This is a genomic window from Bradyrhizobium sp. LTSP849, from assembly GCF_000938255.1.
In the GTDB taxonomy this organism is placed as follows: domain Bacteria; phylum Pseudomonadota; class Alphaproteobacteria; order Rhizobiales; family Xanthobacteraceae; genus Bradyrhizobium.
The window spans coordinates 372,234-385,870 of record NZ_JYMR01000051.1 but is presented as its reverse complement, the minus strand read 5'-3'; the positions used below and the strand labels follow the sequence as shown (position 1 = coordinate 385,870).

The window sequence follows — 13,637 nt, the reverse complement described above, 5'->3', positions numbered from 1 at the left end:
TGGCCTCTCAGGCTGCGGAGCGGATCAGGCTGCGGTGTTGCGGCGGCAGCGGCCGGGAGAGCGCGGCGATCAGCTCCTGGATCGAACTCAAATTATGCACGGGGCGGAATTCGTCAACGTGCGGGAGCATCATTTTGATGCCCTGCGCCTTGGCTTCGAAGCCGCTGAACCGCAAGAGCGGGTTCAGCCAGATCAGCCGCCGGCAGGACCGGTGCAGCCGATCCATCTCGAAGGCAAGCTTGGAATCGGCCTCCCGCTCCAGCCCGTCGGAGATCAGCAGCACGATGGCGCCCTGGCTTAGCACGCGCCGCGCCCACAATTTGTTGAAGTTGTGCAGCGAGCCCGAAATCCGCGTACCGCCGGCCCAGTCCTCGACCGCCGCCGAGCAACTCGCCAGCGCCTCGTCGGGATCGCGCTGGCGCAGCGCGCGGGTGACATTGGTGAGCCGGGTGCCGAACAGGAACACCGAGACGCGCTTTCGGGCGTCGCCGATGGCATGCAGGAAGTGGAGAAACAGGCGGGTGTACTCGCTCATCGAGCCCGAGATATCGAGCAGCGCCACGATCGGCGCCGGCTTCTCGATGCGCCCGAGACGGTGGATGTTGATGATGTCGCCGCCGGTGTGGAGCGAGGCGCGCAAGGTGCGGCGCAGGTCGAGCCGCAGGCCGCGCGGATCTGGCCGGTGCCGGCGCGTCAGAAGCTCGGCCTGCGGCAGCCGCATCCGCTCGATGGCGCGCAGTGCTTCGGTGATCTCCGCCGCGCTCATCTGCGCGAAATCCTTCTTCTGAAGGATCTCCTTATCGGACACCGACAGGCGCAGATCCTGCTCCTGGTGCTGCGGCGTCTCCGTCATCCGCGGCTGCGACATCGCCTCCTGCACCCGGCGCGCGGCCGCCGGCGGTTTCTTCTTGGCGCCATCTGGCAGCGGCACCGAATCCAGCATGTGCTTCCACTCCTCCGAAGCGCGGAAGAACAGATTGAAGGCCTGCTTGAAGATCAGCGCATGCTCGTGGCGCTTGACGAAGATCGCCTCCAGCGTAGTGAAGACGTCAGCGCGGCTGCCGATGTCGATCACCTGAAGCGCGTTCATGGCATCGATGACCGCGCCCGGCCCGACCGGCATGCCGGCCGCACGCAAGGCGCGGGCAAAGCCGACGATGTTGTCGGCGAACTGCTCGGTTTGCTCTGGCGCCAGATGGTTGATGGCCATGGTCTCGTATCCATCCCCTCGTCATTCCCAGGCGCGCCTAGCGCAAACTCGGAATGACGGCTAATCGCTCGTCGCTTCCTTCAGCACCTTCTGCAAGGTGTCGCCCTGCATCCGCGTGATGTCGTCCTGGTACTTGAGCAGCGCGCCCAGCGTGTCGCCGACCACCTGCGGGGTCAGCGAGCGGGCATCGAGCTCCGACAGCGCGGTAGCCCAGTCGATGGTCTCGGCGACGCCCGGCGATTTGTAGAAATCCTGGTTGCGCAGCGCCTGGACGAAGCGCACGACCTGCTGCGACAGTTTTGCGGAGATGCCGGGCACGCGCGACTTGACGATCGCTAGCTCGCGATCGGCGGCGGGATAATCCACCCAGTGATAGAGACAGCGCCGCTTCAGCGCATCGTGGATCTCGCGGGTGCGGTTGGAGGTAATGATGACGATCGGCGGGTGCGGCGCCTTCACGGTGCCGAATTCGGGGATCGTCACCTGGAAGTCGCTGAGGATTTCGAGCAGATACGCCTCGAACGCCTCGTCGGCGCGGTCGAGCTCGTCGATCAGCAGCACCGGCGGGCCGGCGACGTCAGGCTCCAGCGCCTGGAGCAGCGGCCGCTTGATCATGTAGCGGTCGGCGAAGATATCGGAGGACAACTGATCGCGATCGGTATCGCCGGCGGCTTCCGCCATCCGGATCGCGATCATCTGCGCGGCGCTGTTCCACTCGTAGACAGCCGAGGAGACGTCGAGGCCTTCATAGCACTGGAGGCGGATCAGCTTCCGCCCCAGCGCCGCCGACAGCACCTTTGCGATCTCGGTCTTGCCGACGCCCGCCTCGCCTTCGAGAAACAGCGGCCGGCCCATGCGCAGCGAGAGATACGTCACCGTCGCCAGCGACCGCTCGGCGAGATAGCCGCGCGATGTCAAAAGTTCGAGCATCGCGTCGACCGATGCCGGCAACGCACCGGAAGTATTGGCCGCTGAAGTCATGAAAGAGCCAGTCTCGCTACGCCCTCACGAGGGACAAGTATTGGGCCAATGCGCGAGGCCCATTTATTCCTTGGCATTGGCGGCGTCGACGGCGCGCCGCGTCAGCACCCCGATGAGATGCGCGCGATATTCGGCGCTGCCGTGGATGTCGCTGTTCAGCCCCTCCGCCGGCACGTCGATGCCTTCCAGCACCTTCGACGAGAAGCGCTTCTTCAGCGCCTCCTCGAACGCCTCGATGCGGAACACGCCATCGGAGCCTGCACCGGTGACAGTGACACGCACGTCCGAGGGACGGCGCGCCACGAACACGCCGACCAGCGCATAGCGCGAGGCCTGGTTGCGGAATTTGATGTAGGCCGCCTTCTTCGGCAGCGGGAACATCACCTTGGTGATGATCTCGTCGGCCTCCAGCGCCGTCGTGAACAGGCCCTGGAAATACTCTTCCGCCTTGAGCCGGCGCTTGTTGGTGACGATGGTCGCGCCGAGCGCGAGCACGGCGGCGGGATAATCCGCGGTCGGGTCGTTGTTCGCGAGCGAGCCGCCGATGGTGCCCTTGTGGCGCACGGCGGGGTCGCCGATCTGGCTCGCCAGATTGGCCAGCGCCGGGATCGCCTCACCGACGATGGCGGAGGTCGCGACCTCGGCGTGCTTGGCGGTGGCACCGATCACGAGCGAGCGGCCCTTCATCTCGATCGTATTGAGCCCCTCGATGTGGGAGAGGTCGACGAGATGCGGGGGGCTGGCGAGGCGCTGCTTCATGACGGGAATCAGCGTGTGGCCGCCGGCGATCAGCTTGGCGTCCTCGTTCTTCACCAGGAGGTTGGCCGCCTGCCGCACAGTCCCGGGGCGATGGTATTTGAATTCGTACATGTGGGTGTCCTGATCGCGGAATGCGCGCGCGGTTTACACGAGATCGGAGTTCGCCATCGCCTTCGCGCCGGCGGCGATCGAGGCGACGATGTTCTGGTAGCCGGTGCAGCGGCAGAGATTGCCTTCCAGCTCCTCGCGAATGGTGTGGTCGTCGAGCTCGTTGCCCTTGCGATGCACAAGGTCGATCGCGGTCATGATCATGCCCGGTGTGCAGAAGCCGCATTGCAGACCATGGTGCTCGCGGAAGGCCTCCTGCATCGGATGCAGCGGCGCGCCGTCGGCCGCCAGTCCCTCGATGGTCTTGACCTCATGGCCATCGGCCATCACCGCAAGCGTGGTGCAGGATTTCACGGCCTTGCCGTCGAGATGCACGACGCAGGCGCCGCACTGCGAGGTGTCGCAGCCGACATGGGTGCCGGTGAGCTGCAGATTCTCGCGCAGGAACTGCACCAGAAGCGTGCGCGGGTCGATATTGCCGGTAACAGGATTGCCGTTCACGATAAGGGAGATTTTTGCCATAAGCACTCTCTTCAGCGCCCCGACGGGTCCCGTCGAAGCGGTTTTTATAGTTATTCCAACCCATCATATGGGCCATTGTCCCCTTGGGCAACATCGCCCGGGACGCAAGCCGCCATGCCGAAAGGCAAGGGCCGCTAGCCCTGTACCGCCTTGGCGAAATTCGCAAAAAATTCGTCGGCCAGCTTCTTGGCGGTGCCATTGATCAGGCGTTGTCCAAGCTGCGCCAACTTGCCGCCTATCTGCGCCTCGACGTCATAGACGAGCAGTGTGCCGCCGTCCTTATCGGACAGCTTCACGACTGCGCCGCCCTTGGCAAAGCCGGCCACCCCGCCCTCGCCTTCGCCGGAAATCTTGTAGCCGTTCGGCGGGTCGAGATCGCTCAGCGCGACCTTGCCCTTGAAGCGCGCCGAGACCGGGCCGACCTTCATTTTCGCCACCGCGCGAAAACCGCCGTCGTCGGTCCTCTCGAGCTCCTCGCAGCCGGGGATGCAGGCCTTCAGCACCGCGGGGTCATTGAGCTTCTCCCACACGGCCTCGCGCGGCGCCGCAAGCTGGACTTCGCCGTTCATTGTCATGGCCATGGGGTGCCTCCCGGGATCGCAATAAGATAACGTTGCTCAAGTAACGCACGGAGGCCGCAAAGGAAAGGGCGGCGCCCGGCCACGTGCAATGCATATTCGCAACCGCAAAAAGCCTGCCGCGGGCGGTTTGGGATTGGCACGGCCGGGCCATGGTGGTTAGGTCCCGCACACCATGAGCACAGCCCTCTCCCCCCTGCTCGCGCCGATGCTGTCGAGCGCAGCCATGCGCACCGTCTGCGACGACCGTTCCACCCTCCAGAATATGCTCGATTTCGAGGCAGCTTTGGCACGGGCCGAAGCCGCCACGGGCGTGATCCCTAAGGCCGCGGTGGGGCCGATCGAGGCAGCCTGCAAGGCCGATTCCTTTGACATGACCGCACTCGCGGAGGCCGCGACGCGATCGGGCAATCTGGCGATTCCGCTGGTCAAGATGCTGACTGCCAATGTCGCGAAGGCCGACGGCGAGGCCGCCCGCTATGTGCATTGGGGTGCGACCAGCCAGGACGTCATCGACACCGCCACCATGCTGACGCTGCGCGCCGGCGTCGAAGCGCTGGATGCCGATCTCAGCCGTGCCATCAGGGGGTTTGCCGCACTGGCGCGGGCCCATCGCAATACCGCGATGGTGGCACGGACCTGGCTCCAGCACGCGCTGCCGATGCCGTTCGGGCTGAAGGCCGCCGAATATGCTTCAAGCCTTGCCCGTGCGCGCTGCCGCTTGCGACGGCTACGCCGCGAGGGCCTCGCGCTGCAATTCGGCGGCGCCGCCGGCACGCTCGCAGCGCTCGGCAATAACGGGCTCGCGGTGTCCGAGCGGCTGGCGCAGGAGCTGAACCTGCCACTGCCCGAAGCGCCCTGGCACACCCATCGCGACCGGATCGCGGAGGCTGCCGCGTGCTTGGCGATTCTCGCCGGAAGCTGCGGCAAGATCGCACGCGACGTCTCGCTGATGATGCAGACCGACGTCGCCGAGGCGTTCGAGCCCGCCGGCGTAGGCCGCGGCGGCTCTTCGACCATGCCGCACAAGCGCAACCCGGTCGCAGCCGCCAGTGCGCTCGGCTGCGCGACCATGGCCCCGCAGCTTGCCGCAACGATCTTTGCAGCCCAGGTACAGGACCACGAACGCAGCGCCGGTCCCTGGCATGCGGAATGGCCGACGCTGCCGCAACTGATGCTGGTGACCTCGGGCGCGCTCGCGGCGATCGTCGATATCGCCGAGGGCCTCGACGTCGATGCCGCGCGCATGCGCAGCAATCTCGACGCGACGCACGGCCTGATCATGGCCGAAGCCGTCACCTTTGCGCTGGCCGAGAAGATCGGCAAGAGCGACGCGCATCATCTGATCGAGGCCGCGAGCAAGCGCGCGGTCGCCGAGAAGAAGCATCTGCGCGAGGTGCTGTCGGCCGATCCGCAGGTCACCGCGCATCTCGCACTGGAAAAAATTGCGGCATTGTTCGAGCCGATGGCCTATCAAGGGGCTTCCCAAGCCTTGATCGACCGCCTGCTCGACAGCGTCGAGCGCGAATAGAACAGCCCTGAGCGGAACTAAACGGAGACGCCATCCATGCCCATGATCGATGCCGACGGTTGCCTGCTCAACGTCTCCGTCGAGGGCCGCGACGGCGGGCCGACCTTGATGCTCTCCAATTCGCTCGGCTGCACGCTTCAGATGTGGGAGCCGCAGATGAAAGCGCTGACGCAGGTGTTCCGCGTCATCCGCTACGACCGCCGCGGCCACGGCAAGTCCAGCGTCGCGCCCGCTCCCTACACGATGGAGCGATTCGGCCGCGACGTGCTCGCGATCCTCGACGATCTCAACATCGAGAAGGTGCATTGGTGCGGCCTGTCGATGGGCGGCATGGTCGGACAATGGCTGGGCGCCAACGCGCCGGAGCGGTTCGGCAAGCTGATCCTCGCCAATACCTCCTGCTACTATGCCGAGCCGACCAAATGGCTGGAACGCATCGACGCCGTGAAGAAGGGCGGCATCGCCGCGGTCGCGGATGCCGTGATCGCAGGCTGGCTGACCGCCGATTTCCGCGAGCGCGAGCCCGATGTCACCGCCAGGATGAAGTCGATGCTGCTCGCCACCCCCGTCGAGGGCTATCTCGCCTGCTGCGAAGCGCTGTCGACGCTCGACCAGCGTGAGCTGCTGCCGAAGATCAAAAGCCCGACGCTGGTGATCGCCGGCCGCCACGACATGGCGACGCCGATCTCGGCGGGCGAATTGATCCGTTCAAATATCCCCGGCGCGAGCATGACCATCATCGACGCCGCCCATATTTCCAATGTCGAGCAGCCACACGCGTTCACCGACGCGGTGGTGGGCTTCCTGACGCAGCGCTAGGCGCTATCCGGAGAGAACACATGGACGACCAGAAGCGCCGCGATGCCGGCATGAATGTGCGCCGAAAAGTGCTGGGCAATGCCTGGGTCGACAGGTCGATCGCCAACCGCAACGCCTTCAACACCGACTTCCAGGACATGATCACGCGCTACGCCTGGGGTGAGATCTGGACGCGGCCGCATTTCGACGAGCGCACGCGGCGGGTGCTGGTGATCGGCACCATGGTCGCGCTTGGGCAATGGGACGAATTCCGCCTGCATGTGCGCGCGGCGCTCGCGGAAGGCGGCTTCACCCCCGACGACATCAAGGAAATCTTGTTGCAGCAGGCGATTTATTGCGGCGTCCCCGCGGCGAACCACGCCGTGAAGGAAGCCTCAGCTATTGTGCAGGAGCTCGGCCTGCTCAAGGGCTAGCGGCGCTGGCACCTCGGCGGTCTGCGGCGCCATCGCCGGCCGTTCGATCACCAGCACGATGGCCGCACCGAGCAGAAGCAGGAGCTCGGTGGCGTGCAGCCGGAGCGCGGCCATCTCGCCGACCTTCGAGGCCATCATCATGCTCGCAAACGAGATCAGGCTGCCGATCGCCAGCGCAATGCCGAGCGCCTCGTCGCTGCCGCCGCTCTTGCGGGTGCGGGGAATGACGAGAAGCGCGAGATAGATCGCGAAGAACGCCACCACGGTCAACCGTCCGAGTGCCAGGAGCCAGGCGGCGCGCACCGTGCCGATGCCGGACATCTGGAGCTGGTCGCTGAGGAACAGCGCCACCGCGACGCTCGGCCGCTCGTAGAGGCCGTGCACCGGCGCTACCATGATGTTGAAGGCGACCAGGGTCCAGGCCGGAATGAAATAGGCCGCCAGCAATGCGCCGTTGACCGAGCCGATCCGCCAATTCCTGAACATGCCGCTTCCCGCTTCGCTGACCCGCGGCCCTCGACGGGCGGCGGATTTGCCACGAGCTAACTCGCATCGGACTGTGGCGGCAATTTAAACCGTTTGTTTACCTTAACCGCCCCGTCGAGCAGCGCGGCCGACGAAAAGGGCCCCGCCTTTCGGCGGGGCCTTCATCACTACCCTTCGTTCTTGGACTCCCAATTTCTTGGGCTCCCAAATCTACTTGTTGTCCTGATCGTGCTGCCCGCGCTGGCCGCCCTGCTGCTGACCGGGCTTGTCGCCCTGGCGCTGCGGATCCTGTTGCTGCTGGCCGGGCTTGTGACCGCCACCCTGCTGCTGGCCGGGACGCTGACCGGGGTTCTGGTTCTGCTGGCCCGGATTCTGGTCTTGCTGCTTCGTCATTGGGGGAAACTCCCTTGTTAGACGTCAGAGGCTCGATAACGGCTCGTGTCCGCTTTGGTTGCCTGCGGAACCCAATTCCTCGCAAATGCGGGAACCGGAACGCGAAATGACCTCTGTACAAACCTTTATGCCAAGACATGGCCAGTTGCAGCCGCCAGTTCCCTCCTGTTACAAAACGGAGAATGCTCGAGGGCTGCCGGGGCCCAAGAACTCTCTCTCAAGAGCTCCCTTTGAGCCGCGTCAGGTTTGGGTAACGGCAGCCTATGGATTATTTCACCCAGCAGCTCATCAACGGCCTCGTGCTCGGCTCGATCTACGGCCTGATCGCGATCGGCTACACGATGGTTTACGGCATCGTCGGCATGATCAACTTCGCCCATGGCGACGTCTTCATGATCGGCGGCTTCATCTCCCTGATTACCTTCCTGATCCTGGTCTCGTTCGGCCTGACCGCGATCCCACTGATCCTGATCGTGGTGCTGCTGGTCTCGATGGCGATCACCGCGCTTTATGGCTGGACCATCGAGCGCATCGCTTACCGGCCGCTGCGCCACTCCTTCCGCCTCGCCCCGATGCTGTCGGCGATCGGCATGTCGTTCGTGCTGGTCAACTTCTCGCAGGTGGCACAGGGCGCCCGTGTCAAGCCGATCCCGCCGCTCATCACCGGCGGCTACACGCTGCATGAGAGCGCGGACGGCTTCGTGATCCAGCTCTCCAACATCCAGATCATGGTGGTCCTCACCACCATCGTGCTGCTCGCGATCTTCACCTGGCTGGTCTCGCGCACGCGGCTCGGACGCGACATGCGCGCCTGCGAGCAGGACCAGACCATGGCGGCGCTGCTCGGCGTCGACGTCGATCGCACCATCTCGATGACCTTCGTGATCGGTGCCGCGCTCGCCGCGGTCGCAGGCCTGATGTACCTGCTCTATTACGGCCTGGTCGATTTCTTTATGGGCTTCGTCGCCGGCATCAAGGCGTTCACCGCCGCCGTGCTCGGCGGCATCGGCTCGCTGCCCGGCGCCATGCTCGGCGGCCTCGCAATCGGCCTGATCGAGACGTTCTGGTCGGCCTATTTTTCGGTCGAGTACAAGGACGTCGCGGCGTTCTCGATCCTGATCGTCGTGCTGATCTTCATGCCGACCGGCCTGCTCGGCCGTCCCGAAGTCGAAAAAGTCTGACGGACCGCCGCGTGACACCCATCCCGCACGAGACCAAGCACGCAAGTCGCACCGCCGGCATCCCCGCCCTTCTGAAGACCGCCTTGTTCAACGCGCTGATCGCGCTGGTGCTGTTCTCGCTGATGGTCGGCATCCGCACCGAGGCAGGCTCCGACGGCCAGCTCACCTATTGGACGCGCTTCGGCGAGCTTGCCTCCCTCGTCGCCGCGGTGTTCGGCGGCTCGATCGTGATCGAGCTGCTGCGGCAATGGATCGGTCCCAGCGGTGCCGAGAAACTGGTGCCGCCGGCGGTGCAGAACGGGATGTCGTTCGTCGGCCGCTACGTCGCACCGGTACTCCTGGGCTTTACGCTGCTGATGCCGGTCATCTTCTATGACCAGCGCTACATCCTCGACCTCGGGATCCTCGTGCTCACCTATGTGATGCTGGGTTGGGGGCTGAACGTCGTGGTCGGGCTCGCCGGCCTGCTTGATCTCGGCTACGTCGCGTTCTACGCGGTGGGCGCCTATTCCTACGCGCTGCTTGCGACCAATTTCGGCTGGTCGTTCTGGGTCTGCCTACCGCTCGCCGGCATCCTTGCCGCGTTCTGGGGCGTGTTGCTCGGCTTCCCCGTGCTGCGCCTGCGCGGCGACTATCTCGCCATCGTGACACTCGCTTTCGGCGAGATCATCCGCCTCGTCATCATCAACTGGCAGGATTTGACCGGTGGCCCCAACGGTGTCTCCGGCATTCCGCGTCCCTCCTTCTTCGGCATCCCGCTCGACAACAGCGACGACGGGCTCGCCGCCAAGCTCGGCATCGAGTACTCGCCGACCCATCGTATCGTATTCCTGTTCTACGTGATCCTGGCGCTCGCGCTGCTCACCAACTGGGTCACGATCCGCCTGCGGCGCTTGCCGATCGGCCGCGCCTGGGAGGCGCTCCGCGAGGACGAAGTCGCCTGCCGCGCGCTCGGCATCAACACCACGACCACCAAGCTCACCGCGTTCGCGACCGGAGCGATGTTCGGCGGCTTCGCCGGCGCGTTCTTCGCGACCCGCCAGGGCTTCATCAGCCCGGAATCCTTCACCTTCCAGGAATCGGCGCTGGTGCTCGCCATCGTCGTGCTCGGCGGCATGGGCTCGCAGCTCGGCGTGGCGCTGGCCGCACTCGCCATGATCGGCGGCTTCGAGCTGTTCCGCAGCCTCGAGACCTACCGCATGCTGGTGTTCGGCATCGCCATGGTTCTGATCATGATCTGGCGGCCGCGCGGCCTGATCGGCCATCGCGCGCCGACCGTTTATCTGACCAAGGCGCAAGCGATCTCCTCCGACCTCGTCAAAGAGGGACACGGATGAGCGGCGAGACCATTCTCAGCGTCGACCGGCTCACCATGCGTTTCGGCGGCATCGTCGCCGTGCAGGACCTGTCGTTTGCGGCCGAGCGGAACAAGATCACCGCACTGATCGGGCCGAACGGCGCCGGCAAGACCACCGTGTTCAACTGCATCACCGGCTTCTACAAGCCGAGCGGCGGCGCCATCCGCCTCACCCATGACGACGGCAAGACAATCGCGCTGGAGCGGCTCAACGATTTCCGCATTGCCAAGCAGGCCAAGGTCGCCCGCACCTTCCAGAACATCCGCTTGTTTCCCGGCATGACCGCGCTGGAAAACCTGATGGTGGCGCAGCACAACACGCTGATGCGCGCCTCCGGCTTCACCTTCCTCGGCCTGATCGGTGCGCCCACCTACCGCGACGCCGAAAAGCACGCGATCGATCTCGCCACCGACTGGCTCAAGCGGATCAACCTGCTCGACCGCGCCGACGACGCCGCCGGCAATCTCGCCTATGGCGACCAGCGCCGGCTCGAGATCGCGCGCGCGATGTGTACGGAGCCCGCACTTTTGTGCCTCGACGAACCCGCCGCCGGCCTCAATACGCGCGAGAGCGCGGCCCTCAGCGAGCTGCTGCTCTCGATCCGCAACGAGCTGGGCACCTCGATCCTCCTGATCGAGCACGACATGTCCGTGGTGATGGAGATCTCCGACCACATCGTGGTGATGGACCATGGCGTGAAGATCTCGGAAGGATCACCCCGTGCTGTCCGCGACGATCCCAAGGTGATCGCCGCCTATCTCGGCACCGACGAGGAAGAGGCCGTGGCCGTGATGGAGAGCGGGTCGTGACGTCGGCTGCGCCCCTGCTCGCGATCCGCGGCCTGCGTGCGGCCTATGGCAAGATCGAGGCGCTGAAGGGCGTCGACGTCGAAATCAATTCCGGCGAGATCGTCGCGCTGATCGGCGCCAACGGCGCCGGCAAGTCGACTTTGATGATGACGATCTTCGGCAAGCCGCGCGCCCGCGCCGGCCAGATCCTGTACGAAGGCCGCGACATCACCGACGTTCCCACCCACGAGATCGCGCATTTGCGTATTGCGCAATCGCCGGAAGGCCGCCGTATCTTCCCGCGCATGAGCGTGGCGGAAAACCTCCAGATGGGCGCGGACGCCACCGAATGCACGGACGCCGAGCGCGACGCGACGCTTGAACGCGTGTTCTCGCTGTTTCCGCGGCTGAAGGAACGCTACGTCCAGCGCGGCGGCACGCTGTCCGGCGGCGAGCAGCAGATGCTGGCAATCGGCCGCGCCTTGATGAGCCGCCCTCGGCTGCTCTTGCTTGACGAGCCCTCGCTCGGGCTCGCCCCGCTGATCGCCCGCCAGATCTTCGACGCGATCCGCACCTTGAACCGGCAGGACGGCCTGACCGTCCTGATCGTCGAGCAGAACGCCAATCATGCGCTCAAGCTCGCCCATCGCGGCTATGTCATGGTCAACGGCCTGATTACTCTCGCCGGAACCGGCGCCGAGCTGTTGCAGCGCCCCGAGATTCGCGCCGCCTATTTGGAAGGCGGCAGGCACGGCTAGCGAAACGCAGTGCGTCGCCGTGCCTGCCCATCCCTATTTCGCGGCGCAGCGGCTCTTCGCAACAGGCTTGCTCGTATCGTCGACTGCGCAGAACGGGATCGACCAAACAAAATCCGCGGAAAACGCCGCCGGAATCTGCCCGGTCGCACCAACCGGCAACGCAGCCGGCCCCCAGGGGCCCCCGATCTGCGTCGTCCAGTACCACTCGCCGTGGACGGGACCGAGCGGAGCGCCGGTCGTGTTGTCGAATCCGGCGATCGTGGTCGCCGAACCATCGGCGCCGAAGGCCGCACGAGAGTGGCAGGTCATGCACGACGATTGAAAGTCGAAGGTCTCCTCCGTGATCGAATTGCCGAGCCTGATGGCCATGCCGGTTGCATCGGTGAAATCGGTCTGGGATCCCTTCAGGCAGTAGAACTGGAATGCCGGGTCGAGCTGCGCCTCCTTGAACAGACTCGCGAGCGCCGGTGTGTGCGTGCACACCGGATAGGGCTTCGGATTGTTCGCCGGATTTTGGTAGCTCGGATCACTGGGATCCGGGATCGTCGTATCGGGAGCGACAGAGGCGTGCGTCGAGCCGAAACTGTCGTGGCAGCCGATATATTCGCAGCGGCCAGGATTGTTCCGATGCTCGAAGGTCGCCCACGTCCAGTTCGGCACCATCTTCGAGATGAGGTGCATGGAAACGAGGGCGTACTGCTTACCTGCCGCGGTGTTCACGTGGTAGAACTTGCCCGCATCAGCCGGACTGCCCGTATATCCGGGAATCCCGCTCTTGGTCGGATCCTGTGGGTCCAGCACAGGAAACCAGTTCGCCTTGACCTCGATTGCATCGGCAGGGAAGGACAGGAGCTTGCGGTCCCGCGTGAAGGTTTCGAACGCCTTTTGTAGACCCGAGATCTTGTGGAGATCATGCGAGACGATGAAGTCGAAGTCGATCTTGTTGCGGCGGGTCTCCTCGAGGTTATCGCCCTCTTTCAGCGGTCGCGGCGGCGGCAGAACGAAGGGTTGAAAGGCTCGTCCCTGCTTCCCGAGCTGGAACACGCGATCGGACTCGCGAATCTGCAACAGAATGTTCGGCCTCAGAACCTTCGGTGCGGGCGTGGTCGGCCATTGCGGGTTCATGTTGAATGTCTCGCCGTCGCTGGCCCAGGTCTCGAACAGCGCATTGTTGTTCCCCGCTGTTGCGCTCCCGGAGCTCACGTAGAGGAACAGGCACCACGAGACGCGGTCCGGGTCCGAAATCGCCGGGTTGAACGATTTGAAGATGTCTTCCTGCGTCGACGGCTTTGCACGAGGGGTGGCGACGCATTCGTTCAGACGCTGCAAGGCCTGGTCCGGTCCCTGCTGAGCGAGGGAGCACGGCGCCGTTGCGATCAGGACGCCAAAAATTACGAGTGGGAGGATGCCTTTCATGGAATTCTCCAATCAAAAAGAGTGCACGTCGATCAACGTCTTGTGATTGTATGAAATGAAAAATATCTCTTGTAGTTGATCATATTTCACGTGCTGCTGCAATCGCCGTCATTGGCCCGGAACGGGCTGGCAGCGCGCCGCGAAACCACGCGACGATGATGAGGTCACCTGAGGCCCGCTGGACTTTGCGATTGACGAATCCGACGCGCGTTCTGGGAAGCGGCACGCCCGGCAAGACCGGCCGTTTTGCCTGATGCGGCCCGAAGTGCTGCCGAATGTGGCGAGATATCTCCGTCAATGCCCGTATTTTGCCGGTGACTTCTCGCCAAATTCATT

15 protein-coding genes are annotated in these 13,637 nt (G+C 64.5%); 7 read left to right on the top strand and 8 right to left on the bottom strand.

The window, feature by feature from the left end; genetic code table 11:
• Window positions 1-7 precede the first annotated feature (7 nt).
• The 5 genes from UB31_RS30455 to UB31_RS30435 all read right to left on the bottom strand — a co-directional run bounded on the left by UB31_RS30455 (window position 8) and on the right by UB31_RS30435 (window position 4,161).
• Window positions 8-1,210 (bottom strand): vWA domain-containing protein, encoded by a 1,203-nt coding sequence (locus UB31_RS30455; RefSeq protein WP_045013484.1) that lies wholly within the window; start codon window positions 1,208-1,210, stop codon window positions 8-10.
• Between the two features lie 60 nt (window positions 1,211-1,270).
• Window positions 1,271-2,191, bottom strand: a complete 921-nt coding sequence (locus UB31_RS30450) for an AAA family ATPase (protein WP_045008455.1) — start codon at window positions 2,189-2,191, stop codon at window positions 1,271-1,273.
• Window positions 2,192-2,254: 63 nt separating this feature from the next.
• Complete coding sequence (locus UB31_RS30445; RefSeq protein ID WP_045008456.1) at window positions 2,255-3,061, bottom strand: FAD binding domain-containing protein; 807 nt, start codon at window positions 3,059-3,061, stop codon at window positions 2,255-2,257.
• Window positions 3,062-3,094: 33 nt separating this feature from the next.
• Window positions 3,095-3,580: a (2Fe-2S)-binding protein gene (locus tag UB31_RS30440; protein WP_045013483.1), complete on the bottom strand. Its 486-nt coding sequence runs from the start codon at window positions 3,578-3,580 to the stop codon at window positions 3,095-3,097.
• A gap of 134 nt (window positions 3,581-3,714) precedes the next feature.
• A complete protein-coding gene (locus UB31_RS30435) occupies window positions 3,715-4,161 on the bottom strand; it encodes an SRPBCC family protein (protein ID WP_045008458.1) in 447 nt (148 codons plus the stop codon).
• Between the two features lie 172 nt (window positions 4,162-4,333).
• On the opposite strand from UB31_RS30435, the gene UB31_RS30430 reads away from it, so the two are divergent.
• The 3 genes from UB31_RS30430 to pcaC are packed head-to-tail and all read left to right on the top strand — an operon-like array spanning window position 4,334 to window position 6,921.
• Window positions 4,334-5,689: a 3-carboxy-cis,cis-muconate cycloisomerase gene (locus UB31_RS30430; protein ID WP_045013482.1), complete on the top strand. Its 1,356-nt coding sequence runs from the start codon at window positions 4,334-4,336 to the stop codon at window positions 5,687-5,689.
• Between the two features lie 36 nt (window positions 5,690-5,725).
• Window positions 5,726-6,508: a 3-oxoadipate enol-lactonase gene (gene pcaD, locus UB31_RS30425; RefSeq protein WP_045013481.1), complete on the top strand. Its 783-nt coding sequence runs from the start codon at window positions 5,726-5,728 to the stop codon at window positions 6,506-6,508.
• 20 nt (window positions 6,509-6,528) lie between these two features.
• Entirely contained in the window at window positions 6,529-6,921 is a 393-nt protein-coding gene (gene pcaC, locus UB31_RS30420; protein WP_045013480.1) for a 4-carboxymuconolactone decarboxylase, read from the top strand.
• Here the strand turns inward: pcaC and UB31_RS30415 are convergent.
• Both UB31_RS30415 and UB31_RS40815 read right to left on the bottom strand, forming a co-directional pair.
• Complete coding sequence (locus UB31_RS30415; protein WP_045013479.1) at window positions 6,883-7,407, bottom strand: hypothetical protein; 525 nt, start codon at window positions 7,405-7,407, stop codon at window positions 6,883-6,885. The genes pcaC and UB31_RS30415 overlap by 39 nt on opposite strands.
• A 210-nt stretch (window positions 7,408-7,617) precedes the next feature.
• Window positions 7,618-7,800, bottom strand: coding sequence for a hypothetical protein (locus tag UB31_RS40815; protein WP_082078679.1), 183 nt, complete (start codon window positions 7,798-7,800; stop codon window positions 7,618-7,620).
• A 263-nt stretch (window positions 7,801-8,063) separates the two neighbouring features.
• Between UB31_RS40815 and UB31_RS30405 the strand changes: the two genes are divergently transcribed.
• The 4 genes from UB31_RS30405 to UB31_RS30390 are packed head-to-tail and all read left to right on the top strand — an operon-like array spanning window position 8,064 to window position 11,885.
• Window positions 8,064-8,981 carry an ABC transporter permease subunit gene (locus UB31_RS30405; RefSeq protein WP_045008464.1) on the top strand — a complete coding sequence of 306 codons (918 nt, stop codon included), beginning with the start codon at window positions 8,064-8,066 and terminating at the stop codon, window positions 8,979-8,981.
• A gap of 11 nt (window positions 8,982-8,992) precedes the next feature.
• A complete protein-coding gene (gene livM, locus UB31_RS30400; RefSeq protein ID WP_045008465.1) occupies window positions 8,993-10,318 on the top strand; it encodes a high-affinity branched-chain amino acid ABC transporter permease LivM in 1,326 nt (441 codons plus the stop codon).
• Entirely contained in the window at window positions 10,315-11,148 is an 834-nt protein-coding gene (locus UB31_RS30395; RefSeq protein WP_045013477.1) for an ABC transporter ATP-binding protein, read from the top strand. Before livM ends, UB31_RS30395 begins: the two co-directional genes overlap by 4 nt.
• Entirely contained in the window at window positions 11,145-11,885 is a 741-nt protein-coding gene (locus UB31_RS30390; RefSeq protein WP_045013476.1) for an ABC transporter ATP-binding protein, read from the top strand. The genes UB31_RS30395 and UB31_RS30390 overlap by 4 nt, the downstream gene beginning before the upstream one ends.
• Window positions 11,886-11,918: 33 nt before the next feature.
• On the opposite strand, the gene UB31_RS39970 is transcribed toward UB31_RS30390, so the two are convergent.
• Window positions 11,919-13,301, bottom strand: coding sequence for a hypothetical protein (locus UB31_RS39970; RefSeq protein WP_050044883.1), 1,383 nt, complete (start codon window positions 13,299-13,301; stop codon window positions 11,919-11,921).
• Window positions 13,302-13,637 lie beyond the last annotated feature (336 nt).